The 26,221-nt window shown below is 68.9% G+C and carries 18 protein-coding genes; 7 read left to right on the top strand and 11 right to left on the bottom strand.

Annotation, left to right across the window (positions count from 1 at the left end; all coding sequences use genetic code 11):
* Positions 1 to 168: 168 nt before the first annotated feature.
* A complete protein-coding gene (locus tag LXN01_RS12135) occupies positions 169 to 2,829 on the bottom strand; it encodes a M28 family peptidase (protein WP_236865517.1) in 2,661 nt (886 codons plus the stop codon).
* A 348-nt stretch (positions 2,830 to 3,177) separates the two neighbouring features.
* Between LXN01_RS12135 and LXN01_RS12130 the strand changes: the two genes are divergently transcribed.
* Positions 3,178 to 4,671, top strand: a complete 1,494-nt coding sequence (locus LXN01_RS12130) for a CAP domain-containing protein (protein WP_236865515.1) — start codon at positions 3,178 to 3,180, stop codon at positions 4,669 to 4,671.
* 149 nt (positions 4,672 to 4,820) lie between these two features.
* Here the strand turns inward: LXN01_RS12130 and LXN01_RS12125 are convergent, their stop codons facing one another.
* The 4 genes from LXN01_RS12125 to LXN01_RS12110 form a co-directional block, all read right to left on the bottom strand.
* Positions 4,821 to 5,411 (bottom strand): NADPH-dependent FMN reductase, encoded by a 591-nt coding sequence (locus tag LXN01_RS12125; protein ID WP_236865513.1) that lies wholly within the window; start codon positions 5,409 to 5,411, stop codon positions 4,821 to 4,823.
* A 60-nt stretch (positions 5,412 to 5,471) separates the two neighbouring features.
* Positions 5,472 to 6,344: an alpha/beta fold hydrolase gene (locus tag LXN01_RS12120; RefSeq protein WP_236865511.1), complete on the bottom strand. Its 873-nt coding sequence runs from the start codon at positions 6,342 to 6,344 to the stop codon at positions 5,472 to 5,474.
* A gap of 238 nt (positions 6,345 to 6,582) precedes the next feature.
* Positions 6,583 to 6,909, bottom strand: a complete 327-nt coding sequence (locus LXN01_RS12115) for a hypothetical protein (protein ID WP_236865509.1) — start codon at positions 6,907 to 6,909, stop codon at positions 6,583 to 6,585.
* Between the two features lie 340 nt (positions 6,910 to 7,249).
* The gene (locus tag LXN01_RS12110; protein ID WP_236865507.1) at positions 7,250 to 8,275 is read right to left on the bottom strand and encodes a hypothetical protein; all 1,026 of its coding nucleotides are present in this window, start codon (positions 8,273 to 8,275) and stop codon (positions 7,250 to 7,252) included.
* A gap of 187 nt (positions 8,276 to 8,462) precedes the next feature.
* Here LXN01_RS12110 and LXN01_RS12105 point away from each other — a divergent pair, with 187 nt between their 5' ends.
* A complete protein-coding gene (locus LXN01_RS12105) occupies positions 8,463 to 9,416 on the top strand; it encodes a malate dehydrogenase (protein ID WP_236865505.1) in 954 nt (317 codons plus the stop codon).
* A 97-nt stretch (positions 9,417 to 9,513) separates the two neighbouring features.
* Here LXN01_RS12105 and LXN01_RS12100 read toward each other — a convergent pair whose 3' ends face one another.
* Genes LXN01_RS12100 through LXN01_RS12085 form a run of 4 tightly spaced genes read right to left on the bottom strand, consistent with a single transcriptional unit; the run spans position 9,514 to position 15,799 of the window.
* Positions 9,514 to 11,100, bottom strand: coding sequence for a zinc-binding metallopeptidase family protein (locus tag LXN01_RS12100; RefSeq protein WP_236865503.1), 1,587 nt, complete (start codon positions 11,098 to 11,100; stop codon positions 9,514 to 9,516).
* 2 nt (positions 11,101 to 11,102) lie between these two features.
* Positions 11,103 to 12,764, bottom strand: a complete 1,662-nt coding sequence (locus LXN01_RS12095) for a thiamine pyrophosphate-binding protein (RefSeq protein WP_236865501.1) — start codon at positions 12,762 to 12,764, stop codon at positions 11,103 to 11,105.
* A gap of 9 nt (positions 12,765 to 12,773) precedes the next feature.
* Positions 12,774 to 14,450: an amidohydrolase gene (locus tag LXN01_RS12090; RefSeq protein ID WP_236865499.1), complete on the bottom strand. Its 1,677-nt coding sequence runs from the start codon at positions 14,448 to 14,450 to the stop codon at positions 12,774 to 12,776.
* Positions 14,451 to 14,452: 2 nt separating this feature from the next.
* Complete coding sequence (locus tag LXN01_RS12085; RefSeq protein ID WP_236865497.1) at positions 14,453 to 15,799, bottom strand: MFS transporter; 1,347 nt, start codon at positions 15,797 to 15,799, stop codon at positions 14,453 to 14,455.
* Positions 15,800 to 16,071: 272 nt separating this feature from the next.
* Here LXN01_RS12085 and LXN01_RS12080 point away from each other — a divergent pair, with 272 nt between their 5' ends.
* The 3 genes from LXN01_RS12080 (at position 16,072) to LXN01_RS12070 (ending at position 20,111) form a co-directional block, all read left to right on the top strand.
* On the top strand, positions 16,072 to 16,965 hold the full coding sequence (locus LXN01_RS12080) for an Lrp/AsnC family transcriptional regulator (RefSeq protein ID WP_236865495.1): 894 nt from the start codon (positions 16,072 to 16,074) through the stop codon (positions 16,963 to 16,965).
* Between the two features lie 140 nt (positions 16,966 to 17,105).
* A complete protein-coding gene (locus LXN01_RS12075; RefSeq protein WP_236865493.1) occupies positions 17,106 to 18,089 on the top strand; it encodes a C-terminal binding protein in 984 nt (327 codons plus the stop codon).
* A gap of 114 nt (positions 18,090 to 18,203) precedes the next feature.
* Positions 18,204 to 20,111: a mechanosensitive ion channel family protein gene (locus tag LXN01_RS12070; protein ID WP_236865491.1), complete on the top strand. Its 1,908-nt coding sequence runs from the start codon at positions 18,204 to 18,206 to the stop codon at positions 20,109 to 20,111.
* A 220-nt stretch (positions 20,112 to 20,331) separates the two neighbouring features.
* Here LXN01_RS12070 and LXN01_RS12065 read toward each other — a convergent pair whose 3' ends face one another.
* Positions 20,332 to 21,843, bottom strand: a complete 1,512-nt coding sequence (locus LXN01_RS12065) for an alanine/glycine:cation symporter family protein (RefSeq protein ID WP_236865489.1) — start codon at positions 21,841 to 21,843, stop codon at positions 20,332 to 20,334.
* Positions 21,844 to 22,109: 266 nt separating this feature from the next.
* Between LXN01_RS12065 and LXN01_RS12060 the strand changes: the two genes are divergently transcribed.
* Together LXN01_RS12060 and LXN01_RS12055 are read left to right on the top strand one after the other, a co-directional pair.
* Positions 22,110 to 23,459, top strand: coding sequence for an MFS transporter (locus LXN01_RS12060; protein WP_236865488.1), 1,350 nt, complete (start codon positions 22,110 to 22,112; stop codon positions 23,457 to 23,459).
* 194 nt (positions 23,460 to 23,653) lie between these two features.
* Positions 23,654 to 24,565: a ketopantoate reductase family protein gene (locus LXN01_RS12055; protein ID WP_236865486.1), complete on the top strand. Its 912-nt coding sequence runs from the start codon at positions 23,654 to 23,656 to the stop codon at positions 24,563 to 24,565.
* Positions 24,566 to 24,617: 52 nt separating this feature from the next.
* On the opposite strand, the gene LXN01_RS12050 is transcribed toward LXN01_RS12055, so the two are convergent.
* A complete protein-coding gene (locus tag LXN01_RS12050; RefSeq protein WP_236865484.1) occupies positions 24,618 to 26,021 on the bottom strand; it encodes a cryptochrome/photolyase family protein in 1,404 nt (467 codons plus the stop codon).
* Positions 26,022 to 26,221: the final 200 nt, after the last annotated feature.

Genomic DNA, 26,221 nt, shown 5'->3' with positions numbered 1-26,221 from the left:
GGAGTGTCCTCAGCCTACGAAGCTCGCCAGTCCCGCATCGACTCCGATCCTGCGCCGTCACCCCGCCAGACCCTGCGAACTGCGGTTACTGATCGTTGACGTCGGTTTCGGTTCTCGACGATCAGTAACCGCAACCCTGACTCAGCAGCCCACGCGAGCGGCACCTCCTCACCCTTCCGCCGACGCCTCGTGCACGCCGCCGACCACGACGAGGTCCGAACTGTGCAGGGTCGAACGACCGATGTGCGGCATCCGCGCCCGGAAGCCGGGCACGTCCTTCAGCCGCAGGGTGTAGTCGCTCAGGGCGAACTGCGCGGGTTCGGAATCGGAGAATCGCAGCGTCAGCCGGACCCCGGTGGTCGGCGGATCGTAGAACCGCAGCTCGTAGGGCCACCGCGATCTGTCGTCGGAGGGGGTCGGCTCGGTCGCGATCGCGTCCCTGCCATCGATGCTCACCGCCGCGTACTCGACCGGGGCGTCGGCGTGCAGCGTCAGCACGTCGGCGTTCCGCAGCGAGGTGATGTGGAGTTCGACGATGGTGTCCTCACCGGCCGGCCGGATGCCGCGGACATCCAGCACGGGAGCCGCCGCCCCGATCTCCGGCGCTGCTCCGCTCCACCTCGGCTCCGTCCGGTACGGCAGCGGGATCCCGATCCCGTGCTCGGGGGTTCGGTGCCGTGCGTGGCCGGCGACCCAGGAGCCGGGCCCGATCTCGCTGCTCACCCAGTGCGCCGCGCCCGCCTGCGGCAGCGACACGTACATCAGGTGGGCGGGACGCGGATGATCGGCGTCGAAGGAGTCGAACGCCAGCCCGGCGCCCACCAGCCCGGCCACCAGCCCGAGCACGAGCGCCACCCCGCCGAGGCGCCAGTGAACACGGCCGACTCGCGCCGGATTCGCAGGGCCGCCGAGGCGCCGCCCCGCCCGCTCAGCCGCGCCGGGTCCCGCCGCGGCCAGTTCGGCCGCCGAACCCGCGGCACCAGCCGCAGCCGGGTCCACCTCATGCTCCCTCGGCACCAGCAGCTCGAGGAGCGGAAGCACCAGAAGCCCGGCGACCGCGAATTGGTACGCCGCCACAGCGCCCAGCGGCAGTCCCAACGCGGCCAGGGTCATCAGGCCCGCGGGCACGATGAGCAGCGCCCCGGGCGCGATCCCGAGCGTCAGCGGCACCACCCGCCAGGCTGCCAGCCGGTCCGGGATCACCAGGGCTGCGAGACCGCCGAGGGCGGCGCACGCGGCCGGCAGCGAATCGGAGTACGACAACGCGGGGGCGAACCACGCCTCGGCGAGCCCGAGGAGAGCCGGCCAGCCGAGCACACCGACCGCCATTGCAGCCGGGCCGATGCGCCGCCGCAGCAGGGCGTACCAGCCGACCACGATCCCGGCGGTGAGGACAATCAGCGCCCACCGGTAGAACTCCGGCCGATAGGGGTCCCGCATCCCCTCGTACCCGGGCCGCGCCAGCTGCACCAGCTCCCACAGGAAGAAGGCCGCCACCGGGGCCAGCACGATCGGGATCAGCGCCGCCGCCAGGCCCAGTCCCGCCCGCGGGAAGGTGATGGTTCCCCGCCGCTGCGCCACGACCGCGAGCGCAGCCACCGCCAGCACCGCGAAGATCGCCAGCGGCCTGATGAGCCAGGACGGATAGCTGAACATGGTGCCGAAGGCGGAGAAGTACACGACATCGCCGGCGGCGGTCAGCTCGGCGAGGTCGCGCTGCCCGAGCGCCTGCGTCAGGGAGAACATCGTCCTCCCGAGGTGATCCATGCTCGCGGCGTCGAAGTTCTCGGGGGTGTCCTGCTGGCTGTGATAGTAGGCGCCGCCGTCGATGAACGCGAAGTTGAGCCCCTGCAGGCCGGCCTCCCGGAACGCCGTGAGATCCGTGTTCTGGTCGGTGGTCCGGTACAGCTCGGCCATTGCCGCCTCGCCGACGGGGTGAGGGACCGAACGCGCGAACTGCTCGATGAGGTGCGCGTTGCCGTCGGAGGTCTCGAACAGCACCACGGGACCGGAGTTGCCCGTCGCCTCCCAGTTGAGCACGACTCCGCCCACGGAGCGCGAGCCGCCGCCGGGCCCCGTCGCCGAACCGCCCGAGGCGCCGCCCGGCAGCACGTTCGTGTACTGCCGGACGAACGCCTCGGCCCCGAGCAGCCCCGGCTCCTCACCGTCCGTCAGCAGGAAGACGACGTCGTTCCGCAGCGGCTCGCCCGCGCTGAGCACTCGCGCGGTCTCCACAATGGCGGCCACTGCGGCCTTGTCGTCGGCGGCGCCAGGGCTGCCGAACGTCGTGTCGTAGTGGGCACTGAGGATCACCCGCCCGGTGGTCTGCTCGCCGGGCAGGGTGGCGACGATGTTGTGAACTCGGCCGGCAGCGGTGTCGGAGCCGAAGCTGCGCGCGGCGATGGCGTCCTGGATCTCCACCTCGAGCCCCAGGTCGCCGAGTTCGTCGGCCAGGAGCTCCCGCAGCACGGCTGATTCCGGGCTGCCGATCGGCGTGGGTGCACGGGCGATCCGCTCCAGGTGTGTCATCGCGCGCTCGGTGCTGAAGTCCGCCGGAGAGGCGGCCAGCTCGGGTGTCCCGGATGGAGGGTTCGGCTCTGCCCGGCGGACCGCGGGGACCGCGGTGGTCAGAGCCAGCAGGATGCCGAGGAACACGAACGCGGCGATCCCGAGCAGCACTCGCCGGCGCCCGTCGAATCCGACCAGACCGCGATCTCGAAGGGGCGATCGGCTATCGCGCGGGTTCGGGCGCTGCCCGGCAGGGGCTTTGCTGTGCTCGCGGCCGGACGCGCGGGGCTCGGGGAGGGGCTCGGAAGGGTGCGTGTCCATGTCGTTCCTCGCACAAGGATCGTCGATGGCTGGCGCAGGTCCCGCCGGGTCCAGCAGCGACGATTCCCAGGGGGTGCGCTCCACTTCATTGTGATGCTTATCACACTGCTGGTCCCTACTTTATCCCGCCGCGCGCTCGGCGCGCCGCAGGGCTCATTCCCTGCTGCGCGGAGGCCCGAGGCGCGGTTTGATCAGCATCAGCACTCGGAGCTCCCCCGGGCACGAAACCGCGGAATCCGTTCGGGACGCAACCGCTAGTTTCGGTTTCGAAACGGTAACGATATGCCGTCAAGTAACAGAATCGTTACGGTGTGGGACGAACGTTGCCGACTACCAAGGATGAATTTCATGAAGCGCTCTCTCGCACTGCCCGTCGCCGCCGTTGTCGCCGCCGGCGGATTCGCCGCAATCCCGGCCGCGGTCCCCGCTCTCAACCCGCCGGCGCAGGCCGCCACCGAGGACGCCAAGAACTTCGACGACGAGGTCGCCCAGCAGATGCTGGTGCAGGTCAATGAGCACCGCGAGTCCAAGGGCCTGAAGCCGCTCACGAGCAGCCTCGCCCTCGATGGCATCGCGCAGCCGTGGGCCAAGTCGATGGCCGCCGATCAGAAGCTGTCGCACAACCCCGACTCCTCCACGAAGACCTTCGCCACCGGTGCTACCGGCACCGCCGAGAACGTCGCCCAGAACAACCCCGGCGAGGATGCGGCCGCCACCGCTCGCGCGCTTGTCGATTCCCTGCTCGAGTCCCCCGGCCACCGGAAGAACATCGAGGGCGCCTACAACGCGGTCGGCCTCGGCTTCGCGGTTGCCGCGAACGGTCAGACTTACGCCGTCCAGAACTTCGCACACTACGAGGGCACGATCCCCCAGCCGGCTTCGGAAGCACCCGCCGGCTCGGATGGCGAGTCGGACGACGACCGCGGGGACGGGGAGAAGTCGGGCAAGGACGGCAAGGACAAGTCCGGAAAGCACGAATCCGGCAAGCACAAGTCCGACGAGGACGGCTCGAAGTCCGACGGCCACTCCTCCGACAGGTCCGAGAAGTCGAAGGCCCCGCACGGGTCGAGCGACAGCGACTCCACCGAGGATGACGCGGATGCCGGCGAGCGCGGCCTGGTGCTCGACCCCGAGCAGCTCACGGCCGAGGAGTTCGTCGCGAAGGACGATGCCGTCGTGATCAAGGCCTCGGGGCTCAAGGCCGGCAGCAAGGCGACCATGTTCGTGAAGAAGGACGACGGGTCGCTGGAGCACTCCGAGACTCGCAAGGTCGACGCCAAGGGCACCGTCACCTTCAGCGTGCACGGCGAGCCGACCGATGACATCTCCGGCTACGAGGGCAGCTACAGCGTGACGGTGAAGTCCAAGGGCAGCGATTCGCTCAAGGCCGGATTCACCGTCGGCGCAGACGCCGCCGGCGACGCCGACAAGGGCGACAAGGACGACGCGAAGTCCGACAAGGACGGCGCCAAGGGTGACGAGGACGACGCCAAGTCCGAGAAGAAGGACGGCGCGAAGGCCGGGTCGGGCGCCGCCTCGGTTGCCCAGGCCGCCGGTGACGCTGGATCCGCTGACGACGCGTCCGCTGACAAGGCTGACGGCGACAAGGCTTCCGATGATGCCGCCGCCGGCACGGACGACGCCTCCGACGATGATGGCCAGGCCGGCGGGAATGACGCCCAGGCAGGTGGAGACGACGCCGCCGAGGCGGACGACGAGGCCGCAGGCAACCCCGGCACCCTGCCCCGCACCGGGCCGGAGCTCGCCGGTGCAGGACTCGGCGCGGCACTGTTGGCGATCGGTGGGGCGACCGTCATGCTCACCCGCCGCCGCCTCGGCTGAGGCAGCGTGAGCTGAGCGCACCGGCGAGCGGGTGCGCTCAGCTCGACTCGGGCGAGTCCGACTTCCCCTTGGACTGGCCCACGTGACCGGACCCGCCGAGGCGCCTGCCGCCTCGGCGGATCCGTTCGGCTTGCGACGAGCGGGCGCGGTCAGGTCGCCTCGGGGTCACCGATGTGTCCGGCGGCGTTGACGTCGAGCACCCGTTGGACGAACGCGCAGTACTCGTTCATGTAGTGGGTGAGGAACTCCTTCGTGCTGTCGTTGTGGATCTCGCCGTCCTCGCCGAACACCTCGGGGTCGAAGTTGATGTAGACCTCGGGTGAGTTCAGCTGCGGGGCGTCGAGGAAGCTCAGGACGCTGCGCAGCTGCGATTGGGCGACTGCAGTGCCGATCGCACCGATCGAGGCGCCGACGACTCCGGTGGGCTTGCGGGCGAAGGAGTTGGCACCCCACGGCCGTGAGCCCCAGTCGATCGCGTTCTTCAGGGCGCCCGGGATCGAGCGGTTGTACTCGGGGCTGACGAGGAGGATCCCGTCGGAGGATTCGATCGCCTCCTTGAGCGCCCTGCCCTCCGCGGGGTAGTCCGAGTCGTAGTCGTAGTTGTAGAGCGGCAGGTTGCCGATCTCGATCTCGGTGAACTCGAGGTCGTCCGGTGCGACCTTGAGCAGCGCCTTCGACAGGATGCGGTTGATCGAGCCGGTGGCGAGGGATCCGACCATGTATCCGATTCTGTACGCCATCGCGGGTCTCCTAGCGGTTCGGGCGGATGGTCACCATTGTCCTCCGACCCCGGCGCGGAGTCACCCCTCGTCGAGCACCAGCCGCAGCACCTCGGCGAACTCCTCGGGCTCGCCGTGATGACCCATCTCCCCGCCCAGGAAACCGCCGTGTCCGCTGGGGAAGATCTCCGGATCGCACCCCAGGGACTCCGCGATTCCCATGGCGGCGCGTCCGGGCATGATGTTCTGGGACTCCTCGCCGACTCCCAGTACGATCCGGGTCGATGCCGCGCTCAGCGCCTGGAGATCCGGTTCGTAGTCCGGCATCGTCAGCATGCTGCCGGCGAACATCGGATCGTTGCGGGCGCCGTCGTCCGCTGTCGGCAGCCCGAAGGCCGCCGGGTCCGGGTCCGGCTGGTCCAGGTAGTCGTCCGGCACCTCCCCTTCGAGCATGAGGAAGCGGAGGAACTTCGCCATCGCCGCCCCGAAGCCTCTGGCGCGGTAGGAGTCGGTGATGTCGGCGGTCACCCGGAGGATGTTCTCGCTGTCCGAGGTCACGGTGAACACCGGCGGTTCGTGGGCGACCAGGGTGCGGACCTGGTCGGCGTGGGTCTCCACCAGGGCCAGGGAGTTCACCGCTCCCCCGCTGCTGGCGAAGATGTCGATCGCGCCGGCGTCCAGCGCGTCGATCAGCAGGCTCAGGTCCTCGGCGTGGTCCCTGACCGTCGGCGGCGCGTCCCCCTGCGTCGCGGTGCTGCGACCGATGCCGCGCGGGTCGCAGGTGACCACGGTCCGGTCCCGGAAGAACCCGGACAGGGTCGTGAAACCGGTCGCGTCCATGGGGAAGCCGACCATCAGCAGCGGACGATGCCTGGTGTCGGTGAGATCGCCGCGCACGTCGTAGAGCAGGGTGCCTCCCGGAATCTCGACGGTGGACGTTCTGACGTCGGTCATGATCTGAACCTCCCGATTCCCGGACGCTCGCCGTTGAGCGGCCTTGCCCGAATTGTAGGAGCAGCGCGCCGGGTTGAGTAGTCGAGTCCCTCTTCGCTCAGCTCGACCCAGATGTCGATCCCGAGGCGCGCGAGGAAGGCGTCGTCGTGACTCACCACGATGAGGAATCGCCCAAGATGAAGGCCATCCCCAAACTCATTGGTGTGGGGATGGCCTGATTCGTGGCAAGTGCTTGTCTCTACCGCGCGAGCAACGTGGATTCCTTGTGCTGAATGTCCATCGCGTCGTTCCAGTCCTCAGTCGCGCCGCCTGTCGCGTGAATTGCTGCTCGAATGCACGATTGAGCAACCGATTCAGCATCGTCGAAGGACTCACCTGACGCGGTCGCTGCAATCGTCAGGGTCCGTTCTTCCACGCTGACGAACACTGCGGCGTCGAGCAGATCGCTGTGGGCATCCTCGAGATCGCTGAGCTCATCCGTGAGGTCGTCGAGAATCGCTTCGAAATCATCCTTGTCCGCTCCCTCGACAAGGAACCGCATTTCCAGAGCCACCATCGTCGTCACTGTCCGTGCCCCCTCTCGCTGTAGCAAGGCTGACGGTAGAGCCACGATAGCGCATCTTGGCTGTACCTAGGGTTGCTAGGCGATATGTGAATGGATCTGTAGTGGCTGCCGCAAGGACAGCGCACTTTGTAGTACTTTTTCTTGGGATTGATGATCTGCCATCCCGCTTCGTGGAACTCCTCGAGAAGTGCTTCGAGCTCCTTGTTCGGGTGCTTCCTCCAATAACGGCCCACTTCGTCGCGGCCATCCTTTCCCTTCAACTCCTTCCATCGTATTTGCCTGAGGTCCGGTAAGTCAGCGCCTCAAGCCGATTGTGGATAAGTGGTCCTAGCCAACTGCCTCACTCAACTGCCTCACTCAACTGCCGCGCCCACGCCGCAGCCAACGTGACCGCCGCCGTGGTGCCGGCGAGCGCCACCGCGATCAGCACCGGCGAGGCCGTACCCGAGGCGCTCAGCGCCAGGTGCGTCAGCCCGGCCACCGCGCCGGTGGCGATGCCGACCCACTGCACCGCGACGAGCGCGAACCGCGCCCGAGGCGCCCGCCGCCCGAGCACACCGAGGAGCGGAGTCAGCCCTCCCCCGGCCAGCAGCACCGCAGTCGCCCCGAGGAGGAAGCGCTGGGTGATCGATTCGAAGCCGGGCGGACCCGACGCGCCCTGCCCGAACACTCCCGGCCCGGCGATCGCCCACGCTCCCATCACCAGGCCGGCGAGGACGAGGGCGACCGACGCCTCGGCGACGAAGAACCCGCGCGGCGCCCGCACCCGTTCGAGCACCGGCGCCCAGCGCCTGCGCGCGCTGCCGGCGAACAGCAGGGCATGGGCCGCGCCGACCATGACGAACCCGCCGTAGACGACGGCGTACACGACTGGATGCAGGCCTTCGGCTGAGGCCAGCGGCGAAGCGCCGGTCACGACCGCTTCGACGACGAACCCGAGCGGGACCCCGGTCACGATCGGCGCCAGCAGCCCGGTGCCGATGAACGCCGGGACGAGCACCACCGCCGCAGGCAGCTTCCGGACCGCGGACGATCTCCACGCCAGGGCGAGGGCGAACGACAGCAGCACCAGAGCGATCGTGACCGCGTTGCCGATCACATGCCGCAGTTCGCCGGCCTCGGCTGCCGCGTCTGCGGATACGTGACCCACCCGGGACCCGGCCAGCCACATGGTCTTGAGGACCAGGTAGGGCATCGCAGCGAGCACCGCGGTGACGACCAGCAGGTCGGCGAAGTGATTCGGACCGCGAACGGCTGGAGGGGAGGCGGAGGCCGTCGACGCCGGTGCAGTTGAAATCGGAGGGGTTGCGGCGGACGGGTCACGATGAGCAGTCGCCTGCCGAGCAGAGGACAGAGTGAGGGCCATACCTCCATTCCAGCGATCTCTCAGGCAGAAGTCGCTGGAGCTGTCCCGCCACCCGGGGTAGGGAAATCCCAACTCCTCATATGCTGGCCACAGCATCTGGCCACAGGGCCACAGGGCCACAGCATCTGGCCACAGAGCCACAGGGCCACAGGGCCATCCCCTCCACTCGACGACGAGGAGCAACTTCATGAAGCGCATCGGCATCATCGGCGCAGGCGCGGTCACGGCGGCCACGATCGCCCACCTCATCGCCCCGACCGGCCTCGACCCGGAGATCATCGTCGTCAACCGCACCCACGCGAAGGCCGTCGGGCTCGCCGAGGACTTCACCTATGCCGCCGCCGCAACCTCCCGGGCCCGGATCCGCGCCGGCAGGTACGAGGACCTCAAGGGCTGCGACCTCGTCATCATCACCGCCGGGGTCAACGAGAGGGACGGCGGCGCCACCGACCGGTCCGACGATGCCGGACGTCGCATCCTCATCCCCGCCAACGCCCGGGCCTACGTGGACATGATCGGCCAACTGCGCGAGGTCGACCCCACCGCCACCGTCCTCGTCGTCACCGACCCGCCGGACCCGCTGGCGTCCCTGGCCCGCCGCCTGGCCCCGCAGATGACGGTCCTGTCGTCGGGCACGACGATCGACACGGTGCGGTTCCGCTACCGGATCGGGCAGGAGCTCAGCGTCCCGGCCGGCGAGGTCGATGCGATGGTGCTGGGAGAGCACGGCACCTCGGCGGTCTACGCATGGTCGCTCGCCCGGGTGGGCGGTCGGCGCGTCCTCGACCTCATCGCGGAGACCGGCGAGGACGTCGCAGACGTGCAGGACCGCATCCGGGAGGCGGTGAAGTACTCGAACATCTCGATCATCGAGGGCATCGGCGCCAGCCAGCACGGGATCGGCGCGGTGGTCGCGCAGATCGCCGAGGCGATCGTCGACGACAGCCACGCGATCATGCACGTCGCCTCCCACCACGAGCGCTACGGGACGTTCATCGGTCTGCCGACCGTGCTCGGCCGGACAGGAGTCGTGCGCATCCTCGAACCGGAGCTCACCGAGGAGGAGCAGGCGCTGCTCGACGAGAGCGCCCGCATCCTCCGGGAGGCTGACCAGGTCGCGTTCGACTCGGCGGGAGTGTGAAGGCGGGACCGGCGAGGCACCGGACATTGGCCGAGGCGCCGGACCCGAGGCGCCCGCAGCTCCCAAGGCGCCGGCGACCTCGTGCCCCATGCCCCGACTACCCCCGTGAGCCCGCGCTCAGCCAGCGGCGGGAACCGGCGCTGTCGTAGACGTACTCCGGCCAGGGGAGGTCGGTGGGCGGGGTGAAGTCGGCGGGCAGCAGCGGTTCCAGGCCGGCTTCGGCCTTCCGCTGCTCGAACTCCTCCTGCGCGCGGCCGAGCGACTCCCCGTCGAGCAGCAGCTCCAGGAAGGTGCCGGCGATCGTCTTCCCCGCCACCTCGATGGTGGGATCGATGGCGGCCGGGATCCCGCCGAGCGCGTTCATCACCCACGCCGGGTAGGCACCGCGCCCCGGCGCGGGCTTGAGCGCGGGACGGGAGACGTAGAACCGCACCGTCGGCGCGTAATGGGTCATCTCGACGTAGTCGTCGCTGGTCCAGTTCCGCTGCCACGCGGGCATCTCGCTCCGCAGGGCGGCCTCCGCGTCCTGCGGCGAGATCAGCTGCTCGCACTCGTCGAGGTACGGCTTCGCCATCGGCGCGATCCCCAGCTGCCGCTGGATGTCCTGTGCCGCCTCGACGGCCTCGTCGCCATAGGCGGGCGCGCCCACCTGCTCGAGATTGCGGAAGAGCACCTCGGCGAGGGCGTGGTTGGTCAGGCCGGGCCGCGAGCGGGCGACCCAGGTCTCCTCGACGCGGCAGTGCGCCATCTGCGCGGCGTGCTGAGCGTTCCGGTCCAGCACCGCCAGCACGTGCTCGGCCATCTCGATGTCCGGCGTGCGCCAGGAGTACTGGATGCGGGAGACGCGCGCCGGCAGGTTGTCGGCGGTGGCCTGCCCCGAGGCGAGAATGGCATCCGACAGGCTCCACCCGCCCACGCTGGGCAGCATCGCATCCTGCATGGTCCGCGACGCCGAATGCATCTGGAGCAGCGCGATGTTGGCGCCCGGCGCCCGGGCGGCGGAATGGGATGCCGGGATCGGCGAGTTCGGGTTCGCCGACAGCTGCCAGGTCTCCGGCTCGTCGCAGATGAACTCGTAGACCTTGGAGTAGTAGGCGCCGCACTGCGTGTCCCACCGGGCGGTGTTGCACAGCGGCAGCATGTAGAACGGGTGGAAGCTGACGATGGCATCCGCGGAGTCGTAGTACCCCTGCAGTCCGTGCACGACCTTCGACCCGTGCATCTTCTCCGCGGGCTCGCCGGTGTAGCGCAGCGTGCCGGGGATCCCGTGCTCGCGCATCGCGTGCTGGGCGGCCAGCAGCCCGGCCAGGGTCGAGATGCCCAGCGCCGAGTGGGGGTCGGTGTGCCCCGGCGCGTCCGCCGGCAGTCCCTCCCGAGGCGCCGCCCGGGTCCCGGCGGCCTGGCAGTTGCCCGGCACCGCGTCGTATTCCGCGTAGGTCAGCAGGGTCGGGCCGTCCCCGTTGCTCCACTCGGCGCAGAACGCGGTGGGCATGCCGCCGGAGGCCGCTTCGACCGTGAATCCCCGGCTGCGGAGCAGCTCGACGTACCACGCCGCGGATTCGTGCTCGCGCCATGCCGGCTCGCCGAGGTGCCAGATGTGCTGGTGCCAGGCGGACAGCTCGGAGAGATTCTCGTCGATCCACGCCTGCGCGGTGGCCTTCACCGCAGCGTCGGTCTTCTGCATGTTCAGCCGTCCTTCGAGTGGTAGAGCGCGAACGGAACGTGGATGAAGTGCAGCCCGCCCCGGTCCAGCGCGGAGCGCAGCGCCGGGGTGAGCTCGCGCCGGTCCGCGATGTCGGTGCCGTTCCAACCGCACGCCGCCGCGAGCTGCGCCCAGTCCGGCTGCGTCAGCCTCACCCCGATGGGCGGGATGCCCCGGCTGCCCTCGTTCTCCTCGATCTCCTGGTACCCGCCGTTGTCGACGCACACCACGACGAGGTCGAGGTTCTCCTGGCGCGCCGTGACGAGTTCCTGGATCGAGAACATCAGCGCCCCGTCGCCGATCACCGCGACCACGGGCCGCCGAGGCGCCGCGAGCTTGGCACCGATCGAGGCCGGCAGGCCGAACCCGAGGGTCGCGTGAGCGGCCATGTACAGATACGAGTTCGGGTGCTGGACCGGCACGTGGTTCGCGGTGCCGTAGTAGCACACCTGGGAGGAGTCGCCCCCGAGGATGACGTCATCGGGGACCGCGGCCGCGATGTCGTCGCACAGCTCCACGATCTCCGGGTGCGCCGCGCGCGATTCCCGCTCGATCCGCTCCCGAGCTTCCGCGGCGCGCGCCGCCCGGGCGTCGAGGTCCGCCTCGGGCGTGCCGATGAGTTCGAGGAGGGCGGGAAGGACCGCGCGGGAATCGCCCCGGATCCCGATCGCGGCGGGCAGGTTCTTCGTCAGCTGGGATTCGATGCGGTCGACGCGGATCACCGAGCCGCGCGGGCGCAGCGGCCCCGTCCAGAGCTCGGCTACCCCGACCTTGGATCCGATCACCAGCAGCACGTCCGCGGAGTCGGCAAGCTCGGCGGCGGCCTGCATCCGCAGCGTGGCCCCCAGCGCGAGCGGGTGGGACTCGGGGATGACTCCGCGCCCGTTGAGCGTGGTGAGCACAGGCGCCCCGAGGCGCTCGGCCAGCGCGCGGACGTCGGCTGCGGCGCTCAGCGATCCGCCGCCGGCGAGGATCACCGGGGACTCGGCCGACTCCAACAGCCGGGCGGCAGCCGCGATGAGCTCCGCGTCGCCTTCGGCAGGCGCGGGGGCGGCGACGGGTTCGAGCTGTTCGGGCGCACAGTCGCTGGGCCCCTCGAGCACGTCCAGCGGGATCTCGATCACGACGGGACGGGGGCGGCCGGTGCGGAACAGGCCGAACGCCTCGTGGACCGCGTCCACCGCCTCCTGCCCGGAGCTCACCCGGCGCGCCCACGCCGCGACGGCAGCCGCGGCCGCCTCGCTGTCCTTCGTCTCGTGGAGCGAGCCGATGTCGGCGAACTCCTCGCCCCGCGGCGGGCCCGGGGTGAGGACGACGAGCGGGCGCGACTCCGCGTACGCGGTCGCCACACTGGAGAGCACATTGAGCAGGCCCGGACCCGACGTGGTGATGACGACACCGGGCAGCCCAGTCTGGAGGGACCAGCCGCCGGCCGCGAAGCCGGCTCCCTGCTCGTGGCGGGTGGTCACCTCGCGAAACCCGAGCTCCGGCAGGTGCCGGTAGAACTCGAGGTTGTGCGTGCCGGCGATGCCGAACACGGTGTCGATGCCGTACCCGCGCAGCACCCGCAGCACATCGCGTCCGACGTTCGCGGTGACGATGCTGTCGGTGTCCACGGCGGTCCCGGTCTTCTGCGTCTCAGTCATTCCTGCTCCTCACTGCGCGGCGAACTGTCGCTGTCCGCCCACCCATGTCTCCGACACGGGAATCGCGTGGATCGCCTCGGGATCCACCTCGAACGGATTGTCTCCCAGAACCGCGAAATCGGCCCGCTTGCCCGCGCTCAGCGAACCCAGATCGTCTTCGCGGCCGAGCACGTGCGCCCCGGCGAGGGTGTGCCCGCGGAAGGCCTCCGCCACCGAGACCCGCAGGTCGTCGGCGCCCAGCCGGTGCCCATTGCGGGTGGTGCGGGTGACGGCGGTCTGGATCGCCTCGAGCGGGCGCGGTTCCGCGACGGGCGCGTCGGAGCTCAGGGTGATGGGCACCCCGGCGCGCAGGAACTCACCGAGCGGGTTGAAGCGCTCCCCGGGCGTGCCGATCGCATCCACCACGCCCTCGCCCCAGTTGTAGTAGTGCTGGGTCTGGTTGACGGGATAGATGCCCAGCTCCTTGAAGCGGGTGATCTGCTGGGGCGTGGGCAGCCCGCAGTGCTCGATCCGGTGCCGGGCGTCCTCGCGCGGGTGCGCGGCCTGCGCCTGCTCGATGGCGCTGACCACCATCTCGATCGCATCGGGCGACTGCGCGTGGGTCGCGGTCTGCAGACCTGCGGCGTGGGCCCGCGTCACCAGCTCGGTGTACTCGGCGGGCTCGTGGTACAGCATCCCGGTGCGGCAGGGGTCGCCCGCGTAGCCGTCGGGGAAGTACGCGGTCCAGCCCCCGAGGGTGCCGTCGGCGTAGAACTTGAAGCCGGCGAAGCTCAGGTAGCCGTTGCCGAAGGCCCCCCGCATCCCGATCTCCAGGCCCTCGTCGAGCAGATGGGACAGGAAGTACATGGAGTACCGGATCTTGAGGTCGCCGGATTCGGCGAGGCGGAGGTACATGTCGAATTCGCGCCGGGACACCTGCGCGTCCCCGACCGCAGTGACTCCACCGCGCAGGAACGACTCCTGCGCCGTGTGCAGCTGCTCGATGTGCTCCTCGATGCTGTCGCCGAGGTGCAGGTTGGGGCCGTGATTGCCCACCTTCACTCCGTCGACCCCGGTGAGGATGTTGCAGGCGGCATCCGACAGCTCGCCGGTGAGGTCTCCGGCGCTGTCGCGGAAGAATTCGCCGCCGGGCGGATTCGGGGTGTCGCACGTGACGCCGTGCTTGGCGAGCGTGCAGCTGTTGACCACGCCGCCGTGCCCGGAGGCGTTCATCAGGTACACCTCGCGGGTGGTCGACACCGCATCCAGCTCGTGCCGCGTGGGGTGGCGCCCCTCCGCGAGGTTGCGATGCTCGTACCCGTAGCCGCGGATCGGCCCGTCGCCGGGCGTCGTCCGCGCGCGCTCCCGCAGCAGCGCGACGATCTCCGGTATCGACTTCGCCCGTGCGGGTCCGCAGTCCACCCAGGTCTGCATCTGGCCGTGCATGAGGGGGTGCGCGTGCGGGTCGATGAACCCCGGCACCACCGTGACGTCGCCGAGCTCGAGGCGGCGCGGCCGGCCAAGGCCCAGCGCTCCGGCTGCCGCCTGGCACTCCTCCGCGTTCCCGACGGCGGCGATCCGCTCGCCGGCCACGAGCAGGGCGCTCGCCTCGGGCCGGTCCCGGTCACCGGTGAGCACGGTTCCCGCCTCGATGAGCAGAGGCGACCAATCACCGCGGGATTCGTCGAATGTCCGGATCTTCCGCACGTTCAGGCTCCTTTCACTTCGACCCGGGGAAGCCGCGGGTCCGCTTCCTCCAGCACGGGGTCCTTCTTCTGAGGCGCCGCGATCAGGCAGACCACGCTGATCGCGGTCATGATGAGGAACATGGCGATGACGGACCAGACCGATCCGGTCTGCTGGTACAGCCACGTCGCCACCAGCGGGGAGAAGCCGGCCCAGATCGCGTTGCCGAAGCTGTAGGACACCGACAGGCTCGTCTGGCGCGACTCCGGTTCGAACATCTGCGCCATGATCGCGCCCAGTGGGGCCCATGCGCCGTTCATCGCCACCCGGGCGAACGAGAACAGGATGAACATCAGCAGCAGGTTGTCCGGGGACATGGTCAGGAACATCGGGATCACGAGCCCGCCGGTGAGGAGCAGGCCTCCGAGCATCGCGGTCTTGCGTCCGATCTTGTCGGCGAGCACCCCGATGAAGATCGTGGAGATCAGCTCCGCCAGCGCGGCGACCGACAGCACGTTGAGCATGTCGTTGGCGGTGATGCCCACGCCGAACGAGGGCTCCGTGCCGTAGGTGGTGGCGAAGGTGGTGACGATGTAGTAGCCGCCGGTGGAGATGGGGATCAGGCCCATGCCCAGCAGGATCGCCCGCCAGTTCTTCTGCACGGCGACCTTGAGCGGGAACTTCTGGATGTTGCCCTCTGCCACCTCGGCCTGGAAGACGGGAGTCTCCTCGACGGTGTAGCGGACCCAGAAGCCGACGGCGATCAGCACGGCCGACAGCAGGAACGGAATGCGCCATCCGCCGTCCAGCAGGAAATCCTGCCCGTTGATCGTCAGCAGGGCGAAGATTCCCGAAGCCATCAGCGCGCCCATGGGGTTCCCGAGCTGCGGGAAGGAGCCGTAGAGGCCCTTGAAGCGATCGGGCGCGTTCTCGACCGACATCAGCACGGCTCCGCCCCACTCGCCGCCGACGGCCAGGCCCTGCAGCGCGCGGAGGAAGATGAGCAGGATCGGCGCCCAGATGCCGGCCGTCTCGAAGGTGGGGAGCACGCCGACCAGGGTGGTGCCGACTCCCATCAGGAGCAGGGTCAGCACGAGTGAGCGCTGACGGCCGATCCGGTCTCCGATATGGCCGAAGATGATTCCGCCGAGCGGCCGGAACAGGAACCCGACCGCGTAGGTGGCGAACGACGCCAGCACGCCGGTGACGGGATCGGCGTCAGGGAAGAACAGCGGCCCGAACACGAGGGCTGCCGCGGTGGCGAAGATGTAGAAGTCGAAGAACTCGACCGACGTTCCGACGAAGGATGCGAAGCCCGCGCGAATGGCGCGCCTGTGGCTGAACTCCGGCGTGGCCTGGAGGGTGCTCATGGGTGATACCGCCTTTGGTTTCGGTGCTGCCGGCGTGACGTGATGTGATGTGCGCCGCAGCGATGTGTGAGAGCATACGAGAGCACAAGGACGAAAACAAACAGTTCATTCGTTGAGAATGGAGTACGCCGCAGAATTGATCGACTGATGGGCAACTGCGCAATAGTTTTCTTCAGAAGCTCGATCGAACTGCTGATCTGCATTCCGCGGGGTGGACTGATCTCGTCACCGAAAGGCGGTGAAAGAGAATGAGCATCTCAAGAGGAGGAGCCATGTCTGATCCGCTCATGACCATGGACGAGGCTCTCATCGCCGCGCTGCGCGCGGAGCCGCGGGCCAGCGTGCTGTCCTTGTCGCGGACGACCGGCTTCCCCCGCGCGGTCGTCGCCGAGCGGATGAAGACCCTGCTCGAGGCGCAGGACCTGCGCATCGTCGCGGCGGTGCATCCGCAGTTCTCCGGCCACGAGGTGATCGCGCACGTCTCCGTTGCCGCGAAGGGACCCACCCAGCCGATCGTCGATCTGGTCAGCGCCCGTGACGAGTGCGTGCTGGTGTCGGTCGTCGCCGGCAGCTACGACTTCATCATGGAGGTCCGGGTCCGGACGCACCGGGAGCTCCACACGATGCTGGCCGAAGTGCGTTCGCAGCCCGACGTGGCGCGGATCGACACCGTGATCTATTCGCGGGTGTACAAGGGGTACCTCGAGCACGAGAAGCTGGAGCGGATCCCGATCGACGATGTCGATCGGCAGCTGCTGGGCCGACTGCAGGCGGACGGCAGGGCCGGGTGGCAGGAGCTGGCCGCAGCGGTCGGCCTGTCACCATCGGCTGCACGCGCGCGAGTGCACCGGATGCTGGAGGCGCGAATCGTGCAGATCGTGGTCGTGCAGCGCCGTGGCCGGTTCGGCAACGTCCTCACCTGCGGTGTCGGCCTGACCCTCGACGAAGACGCCGGCGCCGTCCTGCCGTCGCTGTCCGAGGAGAGCTTCGTCGAGTTCGCAGTGTCCACGATCGGCCGGTTCGACGCGATCATGACGGTCCAGGCGACCAGTCCTCCCGCGCTCTACGACACCCTGGAATCGCTGCGTGCACGACCGGAGATCGCCAGGATCGAGAGCTGGACCCACCTGCGTTCGATCAAAGAGGACTACACGCGCCGGCTCTGACGGGCACCAGCCGGCACCCGGATGAGCGCCGGCCGTGCCCGGCGCCGGCACCAGGACCCGGACGAGCGTCGGCATCGGCCGACACCCGGATACAGATGAGCGTCGGCACCAGCTGCAGCTCGAACTCAGAGGAGAGATCAGTGGCTCACACGCCGATAGCCGTCTACACCGACTACGACGAGCTCGACATCGCGCCCGGAATCGCCATGCTCGAGGAGCACGGGTGGGACGTCCGGGTGCTCGGAACGCGCGATCATCAGGTCATCATTGAGGCGGCGCAGGACGCCACGGCCCTGATGGTCGGATATGCGACCGTCGACGCGGCGATGATCGACGCGCTGCCCCAGGTGCAGATCCTGTCCCTGCTGTCGATGGGGTTCGACAATGTCGATCTCGAGCACGCCGCGCGGAGGGGCGTGTGGGTGACGAACGTGCCCGGCGCCGCGACCCGCGAGGTGGCCGAGCACACGCTGGCGTTGGCACTGAACCTGGGCCGGCGCGTGCACCGCTTCCATGCCGGTGTGCGCAGGGGAGAGTGGCGGTTGAATGCCGCGCCTACGCCCATGAACCTGGCGGGGACCACGTGCAGCGTCATCGGGTTCGGAAGGATCGGGCGCGAGTTCGCGCGGCTCGCCGCACCGGTGTTCCGCGAAGTGCTGGTGTTCGACCCGTTCGTCGACGCGCTGTCCCCCGACGATGAGGCGCGCGGCATCCGCCTCGTCGGCTTCGAGGAAGCGTTGCGCGGCGGCGAGATCGTGTCGCTGCACATGCCGCTCACCCCGGAGACCGACAAACTGCTGGCCGCCGACCAGCTGGCACTGCTGCCGCACGGCGCGCAGCTCATCAACGTCAGCCGCGGTGAGCTGCTCGACGAGCCGGCTCTGCTCCGGGCGCTCGACTCCGGTCAGCTCGGCGGAGCCGCACTGGACGTGCTGACGGTCGAACCACCGTCCCAGGACTCCTCACTCGTCCACCACGAGAACGTCATCGTCACGCCGCACATCGGCTTCCTGTCCGAACGCACCGCCCTCGAATACCCGCTCGTCCAGGCGTGCAACGCGATCGCGCTGCTGGAGACCGGCAGGCCGCTCAACCCGGTCAACGAGCCGCACCCGCCTCGGTGAGCCTCGGCCCCGCGAACCACAACTATGCGCCGGAGACCGAAATCACCCGCCGGTCTCACCGTCCCTTAACTGGTTTTCCAGGTTGGCCGGAGTCGCACGTGCCACAGTGGCCCCATGCCCAGCCTGACCGCACTCGCCCTCACCGCGCCCGCTCTGCTGAGCGCAGGCCCCTCCACCGCGCCGTCGTCCAGCAACCCCTTCGCCTTTCTGGCTCAAGCCGAGCCGGCCGCCACTGATGAGACCGGAGTGCCCGAGGACATCTCGGAGAACGTCCCCGACTCCGTTCAGGAGGGCGCCGAAGGCACCGTCGAGGCGATCGGCGCGTTCTGGGGAATCCTCCTGTCCGTGGCGATCGCGGTGGTCGCAGCCGTCGCGCTGACGATCGTGGCGGCCCTGCTTATCAGCGTCGTCCTGCGCCGGCAGCCGACGCTGCGCAAGCAGATCGCCCGCTGCCGGTTACCGGTGATGATGGCCCTGGTGCTGATCGCCATCAGAATCGCCCTGGGGCTGACCGCCGCGGACTACGGGTGGTTCACCATGGTCAACTTCCTGCTGCTGGCGGGAATCGTGTCGGCATTCGCGTGGCTGGCACTGCGGATCGTGCGGCTGGTCGAAGGCAATCTGCTGGACAAGTATCAGGCCGCGGACATGGAGGACCGCAGGGGCCGGAAGATCAAGACCCAGACCGTGCTGATCCGGCGCGTCCTCCAGGCGGTCATCATCGTGGTGGCGATCGCGGTCATCCTGCTGACGATCCCCGCGGTGCGCGCGGTCGGCGCCGGCCTGCTCGCCTCGGCGGGCATCCTGTCGGTGATCGCCGGTCTTGCTGTGCAGTCGACGCTGACGAACGCGTTCGCCGGTGTCCAGCTGGCCTTCACCGACGCGATCCGGGTGGGCGACGTCGTGGATGTCGAGGGCACCTTCGGAACCATCGAGGACATCACGCTGGCGTACGTGGTCGTCAAGATCTGGGACGGCCGCCGCGTCATCTACCCCTCCAGCTACTTCACCACCACCCCTTTCGAGAATTGGACCCGCACCGGATCGGAGATCATCGGCACGGTGGAGATGGAGGTCGACTGGCGCGTGCCCCTCGACGCGATGCGCAGCCGGCTCAGGGAGCTGCTGGCCTCCACCGAGCTGTGGGACGGCAGGGAGTGCTCGATGCAGATGACCGAGGCGATCGGCGGCCTGGTCAAGATCCGCGCGGTGGTGTCGGCGCGCAACTCGGGCGAGCTCTGGGATCTGCGCTGCCTGGTGCGCGAGGACTTCGTCAACTATCTGCGCAGCGAGCACCCGGAGGCGCTCGTCACCCAGCGCGTCACCGAGGCGGTTCCGGGGACGGTGCTGGCGCTCGACAGATCAGGACGCCAGGACACGTCCGGGGCAGGATCGACGGCGGCCGGAGCGGGCGGCGGCGGAGCGGGCCGCGACGGAACGCACCGGGAGGATTCGCGCCGGGACGAAGCGGCCCGGTACGAGGCCGGCCGCCGCGCGTCGGCTCCCGCGCGTTCAGCAGACAACGCGTACGTCTACGAGACCGAGCCCAACGGCGCCGCACCGCATCGCTCAGTGTCCGCGGCGGAGTCGGAGGAGCAGCAGTGGCGCCGCCCGCGCAGCGGTGAGTACAACGAGCCCGCTCCGGTTCGGACCGGGCTGCCGGTGATCCACCCCGGAGAGGTGTACCGGCCGCGGTCGGAGCGCCAGGCCGCCGGGGAAGGGGACGAAGCCGGGGCCGGAGCAGAGGCCGGCGCCGTGGCCGGGGCTGAAGCCGGGGCCGGGGCCGGAGCCGGGGAGCAGTCGAGCACCGGCCAGACTCCTCTCGCCAAGGCCGGTCAGGACGCCTCGATGTTCACAGGCACCTTCGCAGCCATCGAGCGCAATCGGGAATTCGCCGGGCCCGGCGAGGCGGCTTATCAGGAGCGCAAGAGCAGGACGGAAGAAGGCACTGATGCACTCGACGAGGTCGAGGACGACCGCAGGAGGGGCCGCCACTCCGACGAGCACAACGCCGACGAGTGACCTCAGGACGGCAGGAGCCAGGAGCTAGGAGATCCTCGTGGTCACAACAGTGCGAATCCGAAGATCAGAAGAAGATCTGAAGGTCAGAAAAGTCCGCTATCTGGCATGAATAGCGGACTTTTCTGACCACCAGATCCTGGATTTCGAACGTCTCTGACCACCAGATCGTGGATATCGGACTTCTCTGACCACTGGATCGTGGGCTCAGAGCAGGCAGAACCTACACCTCCCGGCGCACCGTGCGCGCCTCATCGCCCGGGTAGTTGTGCGAGGAGCCGATGACGTCGCCGGCCTTCCACTGCGACCAACCGGGCTGATCGGCCATGAACGCCTCAATCTGCTCCTTGCCCGCCTCCAGCTTGGGGTCGTTCTTGAGGTAGTGGCGCGTCTCGCGGGCAACCAGACCGGACAGCACGAGCAGGCCGATGAGGTTCGGCAGCGCCATCAGGCCGTTCATCACATCGGAGAACGCCCACACCAGCGCCAGCTCCACGGTGCAGCCGATGTACACGACCAGCGAGAACACGATCCGGAACGGCATCACTCCGCGGCGCCCGAACAGCCGCTCGATGTTGCGCTCACCGTAGTAGGCCCAGCCGGGGATCGTCGAGTACGCGAACATCACCAGCCCGATCGTCACGATCCAGTGGCCCCACTCGCCGGGCAGACCATGGGTGAACGCCTCGCCGGTCATGAGCGCGGCGTCGATCTGCTCGCCGGTCTCCGGGTCGATGTCGTCCCAGGTGCCGGTGGTGATGATGACCAGGCCGGTGAAGGACACGACGATGATGGTGTCGATGAAGGTCTGCGTCATGGACACCAGGCCCTGCCGGACGGGGTGCGAGGTCTGCGCCGCAGCGGCTGCGATCGCGGCCGATCCCATGCCGGACTCGTTGGAGAACATGCCGCGGGCCACGCCGAACTGGATCACGATGATGAGCGCGGAGCCGGCGAATCCGCCCACCGCCGAGGTGCCGGTGAAGGCGTCCGTGAAGATCAGGGCGAAGGCCGCTGGCACGTCGACGATGTTGACGAGCAGGATGTACAGGCCGCCGAGCACGTAGAACACGATCATGATCGGCACGAAGCCGGCCGTCACACGCCCGATCGACTTGATGCCGCCCACGAGCACGATCAGCGTGAACGCGGTCAGGATGATGCCGGTGACCCAGGTCGGGATCGACCAGCTGCTCTCCACGTTGGCGGAGATCGAGTTGCCCTGCGTCATGTTGCCGATGCCGAAGCAGGCGATGGCGGCGAAGACCGCGAAGGAGAGCGCCAGGATCTTGCCGATCGGTCCCCTGATGCCGCGCTCGAGGTAGTACTGGGGTCCGCCCGACTTCTCCCCGGCGGCATCGGTGCCGCGAAAGCGCACCGCGAGGAACGCCTCGGTGTACTTCGAGGCCATGCCGACCAGGCCGGTCACCCACATCCAGAACAGGGCGCCCGGCCCGCCGATGCCGATCGCGGTGGCCACGCCGACGATGTTGCCGGTGCCCACCGTCGCGGCGAGCGCGGTCGTCAGTGCCTGGAACTGGGAGATGTCGCCCTCCGAGCCGGCATCCTTGCGCTTGAGGATTCCCAGCCGCAGCGCGGCCCCCAGCTTGATGAACTGCAGGCCGCCGAGGCGGATCGTCAGATAGAGCCCGGTGCCCAGCAGGAGCGGGATCAGAAAGAAGGGTCCCCAGACGAAACTGCTCATGCTGTCGAGGACAGCCTGGACCTGGTCCATACGTTGTAAGCCTTTCGGGTTGTCCGTTACCACTGCACCGTGACTTGGCGCACCGGTGGTGACCCCATTCACAAGCGACTCACATATTAGGGGTTCGTGCATGGAGGAAGAAATCCGGGGCAGCCCCACCCGCGCCTCAAGCACGCGGATCCCGCAACTCGCGTTGCGGGAAACGAGCACCCCTTTTCAAATTGCGGAGAACAGCCACCCTGTTATGGTCGATCACTGTGCCCTGAACGACGATGATCCGGAAATGGTGACTATCAATGGCGTCCCAGCCATCACGCAGCGCGGCCTCCCCCGCCCCGACGACCGACCCGAAGGAGCTCCGGCGCGTAGCGGTGTCCTCCCTGCTGGGCACCTCGATGGAGTGGTACGACTACTTCCTCTACGGTCTGTTCGCGGCGCTGATCTTCAACGAGCTGTTCTTCCCATCGCTGCCGGGAGCGGCCGGCACCGTGCTCGCGCTGCTGACCTTCGCCATCGGCTTCGTCGCCCGGCCCTTGGGCGGACTGATCTTCGGACACCTCGGCGACAGGTTCGGCCGCAAGGCCACGCTGATCGCGACGCTGACGATCATCGGCATGGCCACCGGGCTGATCGGCCTGCTGCCCACCTATGACCAGATCGGCGTGGCCGCGCCGATCCTGCTGGCCACCCTGCGGTTCATCCAGGGCCTGTCGCTGGGCGGCGAGTGGGGCGGGGCGATCCTCATGGTCGTCGAGCATGCCCCGCCGGAGAAGCGGGCGATCTACGGCGCGATGCCGCAGCTGGGCTCCCCGATCGGCACCGTGATGTCTTCGGGCATCGTCGCGCTCGTCACCCTGCTCCCCGAGGAGGCGCTGATGTCGTGGGGCTGGCGAGTCCCCTTCCTGCTGTCCTTCGTAATGCTCGCCATCGCGATGTACCTGCGCCTGAAGGTCGAGGAGTCGCCGGTGTTCCAGCAGCTCCAGAGCGAGCAGAAGGCCGGCGAGGACAAGCGCGCCAAGGTGCCGATCGCGGAGCTGCTGCGCACCTCGCTGCCGCAGATCGTGCTGGTCATCATCACCAGCCTGTTCGCCTCCGGCGGGTTCTTCCTCATGACCACTTATGCCGTGAACTACGGCACCGCCGTGCTGGAGATGGCCCCGTGGCTGGTGCTCACCGCCACCCTCGTCGGCGCTGTCGCCGAGGGCATCGCGATCATCATCAGCGGCCGACTGGCCGACCGCTTCACCCCGGCCCAGGTGGTCACCGGCGGCGGAATCGTGGCCCTGCTGATGACGATTCCGATCGTCTTCCTGCTCGGCTCCGGCAGCGCGGTGCTCGCAGCGCTGGCGATCGTGCTCGGGATCGGCGTGCTCGGCCTGCCGTACGGGCCGCTGGGCACCCTGCTCTCGCAGCTGTTCGACCACAGCCACCGCTACTCCGGTGTTGCGGTGTCCTACAACATCGCCGGTCTGATCGGCGGCTTCGTGCCCTCGCTGGCGTTGCTGCTGCAGACCCGCCTGGGCGACACCGTGTGGGTGATCGGCCTGATGTTCGCCATCATCGTCGGCATGACCGCGATCGGCGGTGCGCTCTCCGGAAAGGCGGTCCGCCGCCGGCAGGCGCTGGCCGCGGGCGCAGCTGACTGACCGTGAGATGGGCTGCCCATCCCTTCTGGCGCTGGCCGGGGAGAAGCTCGACCAATGCCGGCAACGTGTCCAGCTAGACACTCTCGAACACCTCCGCGGCTTCCGCCCACTCATCCACTCTTGTCTGTGAAGAGCCGCGTAACCCCTGTGCCACGGGCGGGCCGGCGTGAGGGCCGATGTGCCATGCTTTGAGCATGAGAGTGCTGGTGGTCGGTGCCGGAGTCATCGGGAGCCTCTACGCTGCGAAGCTGGCCGCTGCGGCCGGGTGCGAGGTGAGTCTGGTTGCGCGCGGCAGGCGGGTCGCGGAACTCGCAGGCGGGTTGCGTATCCGCGAAGCCGGGGAGATTGACACGGTTCCGGTGCGGGTGCTCACCGATGTCCCGCGTGATGAGGACTTCGACTACGTGCTGGTGGCCGTCCGCCTGGAGCAGGCCGGGGCCGCGTTGCGCCTGGCCGCGGGGGCGCGCAGCCCCTCGATCGTCACGATGATCAACTGTGCAGGCGACTATGCGGGCTGGATCGAACTCCTTGGAAAGGGGCGGCTACTCCCGGCGTTCCCTGGCGCTGCCGGGTGGCTCGGCGAGGGCGGTGTACTCAACGCGCGGGCGACACCGGCGGGGATGCAGCGCACCACACTGGGCGAGCCGCACGGCGCCCGGACAGGCCGAGTCCGGATCCTCGCGGCGCAGCTCCGGGCGGCCGGATTCCCCACGGCGATGAGCAACCGGATGTCCGCGTGGCAGCTCACGCACGCCGCGTTCGTCTCGGCGCTCGCCGATGCAATCAACGCTGCCGGTGATGCCGACCACCGCCAGGTGGCCGACAACCGCGGGCTCATGGAAGATGCTGCCCGGACGTTCCGTGACAGGGTGCGCCGGATGCGCCGCGGGGGCATCCGGGCGACCCCCGCGAAGTTCGAGCTGCTGTCGTTGCTGCCGGTGCGGGTGAGCGCAGACATCCTCGCGGCGCTGTTGCGGCCGGAGTCGGGGGATTGGATGATGGTGCGCCACGCCCGCAGCGCCCGCGCGGAGATGGACACCCTCCGGGAATCGCTTGAGGCGCGATTGGCCACGCTGGACGGGAAGGCCCCTCGGGTAACGCCCTGATCCGACCTTTGCGGTCTCGTCGTCCCCCTCTTCAGCAGAGTCTCTTGGACCCCTACTTCAGCGCCGCGTACGCCGCCAGCGCGTCCGCGCGGGAGGCCTTGAGATCCACGATCGGCGCTGGGTAGTCGTCGGTCCCATACTCCGGAACCCACCGCCGAGTGTAGACATCCCCCGGATCGAATCGCTCGCGCTGGCGCTCCGGGTTGAAGATCCGGAAGTAAGGCGCGGCATCCGCCCCACAGCCGGCGACCCACTGCCAGTTCGCCGGGTTCGAGGCGGCGTCGGCGTCGACGAGGGTGTCCCAGAACCATGCCTCGCCCTCGCGCCAGTGGATGCCGAGGTTCTTCACCAGCAGGCTCGCCGAGGCCATCCGCACCCGATTGTGCATGTGCCCGGTCGCCCACAGCTCCCGCTGCCCCGCGTCGACGAGCCCGAACCCGGTCCGGCCCTGCGTCCAGGCGCGGAACTCCTCGGGCGCCTCGGCGGCGGTCCGCCACGGATAGGCGTCGAACTGCGGGCGCAGGTTGGAGTGGGGCATGTCCGGGAAGTGGAACAGCAGGTGCCAGCAGAACTCCCGCCAGCCGATCTCGGAGAGGTAGGTCTCCGCTCCCTCCCCCAGGGCGGTGCGATGAACGGCATCCCACACCTGCCGCGGGCTGATCTGGCCGAAGCGCAGGTAGGGCGACAGGCGCGAAGTGCCGTTCTCCGCGGGCAGGTCCTGCCCTCGCGGGTAGTCGTCGACTCGGTCCGCGAGGAAGTCGGCGAGCAGCGAGTGCGCGGCAGTTTCCGTCGGATTCCAGGCATCGCGCAGACCGCCGGCCCAGTCCAGTGCCGTGGGCAGCAGGCCCCATTCGGCGAGGTCGCCGGTCGCGATCCCCAAGTCGGCCAGCCACGCCCGCGCCGAACGGATCGAGCTCAGCGGCTCCGGCACCGGCAGGGGTGGGTCCTGATCGCGGCTGCGCAGCTCGCGCCAGAACGGGGTGAAGACCTTGTAGGGGCCACCGGAGCGAGTCTGCACGGTCCACGGTTCGTGCAGCAGGTGGCCGGGGTAGCTGTGCGCGGCGAAACCGGCGCTCGTGAGCATCTCCTTGATCCGCGCGTCGACGGCGCGCTCGGGCCCGCCGTAGCGCCGCGTCCAATGCACCCGGTCGACTTCCAGCACCTCGGCGAGCTCAGGAACGATGACGGCAGGGTCGCCGAGGCGCAGCAGCAGCGGGATGCCGAGGGCGGCCAGGTCGTCCGCGAGCGCGGTCAGTGCATGGTGCAACCACCAGCGCGTTGCGCCGCCCAGGGGACGTATCCCTTCGGACGCGTCATCCAAGACGTAGACGGCGACGACGCTCCCGACTGCGGTCCCGCTCCTGGCAGCATGGTCGACGGCCGCGGTGAGTGCTGCGTGATCCGCGATGCGCAGGTCATCGCGCAGCCAGACGAGGGTGGTGCCAGCTGCTTCCATACCGGGAGACTAGCGTGATAGGCGCTACCAGTCGCCCGCAACTCCAACTGACTCCGGTCAGACGATGATCAGCCGAGGTTTGACGGGATCGATGCGGAGTCGGCCGGGGAGGTTTCTCGCGCTCAGCGTTCAGACAGTGCTACTTTCAGCGGCACAAGAGTAGGTTGGTCGATGAGGCAGAGTTGCCAGGGTCGGTCGAT

Source organism: Brevibacterium daeguense (assembly GCF_021729135.1).
Taxonomy (GTDB): Bacteria; Actinomycetota; Actinomycetes; order Actinomycetales; family Brevibacteriaceae; genus Brevibacterium; species Brevibacterium daeguense.
This window is presented reverse-complemented; position numbering and strand designations above follow the sequence as displayed.

Coding starts and splice junctions, on each gene's coding strand:
- LXN01_RS12135 (WP_236865517.1), bottom strand. CDS start 2,829: ATGGACACGCACCCTTCCGAGCCCCTCCCCGAGCCCCGCGCGTCCGGC.
- LXN01_RS12130 (WP_236865515.1), top strand. CDS start 3,178: ATGAAGCGCTCTCTCGCACTGCCCGTCGCCGCCGTTGTCGCCGCCGGC.
- LXN01_RS12125 (WP_236865513.1), bottom strand. CDS start 5,411: ATGGCGTACAGAATCGGATACATGGTCGGATCCCTCGCCACCGGCTCG.
- LXN01_RS12120 (WP_236865511.1), bottom strand. CDS start 6,344: ATGACCGACGTCAGAACGTCCACCGTCGAGATTCCGGGAGGCACCCTG.
- LXN01_RS12110 (WP_236865507.1), bottom strand. CDS start 8,275: ATGGCCCTCACTCTGTCCTCTGCTCGGCAGGCGACTGCTCATCGTGAC.
- LXN01_RS12105 (WP_236865505.1), top strand. CDS start 8,463: ATGAAGCGCATCGGCATCATCGGCGCAGGCGCGGTCACGGCGGCCACG.
- LXN01_RS12100 (WP_236865503.1), bottom strand. CDS start 11,100: ATGCAGAAGACCGACGCTGCGGTGAAGGCCACCGCGCAGGCGTGGATC.
- LXN01_RS12095 (WP_236865501.1), bottom strand. CDS start 12,764: ATGACTGAGACGCAGAAGACCGGGACCGCCGTGGACACCGACAGCATC.
- LXN01_RS12085 (WP_236865497.1), bottom strand. CDS start 15,799: ATGAGCACCCTCCAGGCCACGCCGGAGTTCAGCCACAGGCGCGCCATT.
- LXN01_RS12080 (WP_236865495.1), top strand. CDS start 16,072: ATGTCTGATCCGCTCATGACCATGGACGAGGCTCTCATCGCCGCGCTG.
- LXN01_RS12070 (WP_236865491.1), top strand. CDS start 18,204: ATGCCCAGCCTGACCGCACTCGCCCTCACCGCGCCCGCTCTGCTGAGC.
- LXN01_RS12065 (WP_236865489.1), bottom strand. CDS start 21,843: ATGGACCAGGTCCAGGCTGTCCTCGACAGCATGAGCAGTTTCGTCTGG.
- LXN01_RS12060 (WP_236865488.1), top strand. CDS start 22,110: ATGGCGTCCCAGCCATCACGCAGCGCGGCCTCCCCCGCCCCGACGACC.
- LXN01_RS12055 (WP_236865486.1), top strand. CDS start 23,654: ATGAGAGTGCTGGTGGTCGGTGCCGGAGTCATCGGGAGCCTCTACGCT.
- LXN01_RS12050 (WP_236865484.1), bottom strand. CDS start 26,021: ATGGAAGCAGCTGGCACCACCCTCGTCTGGCTGCGCGATGACCTGCGC.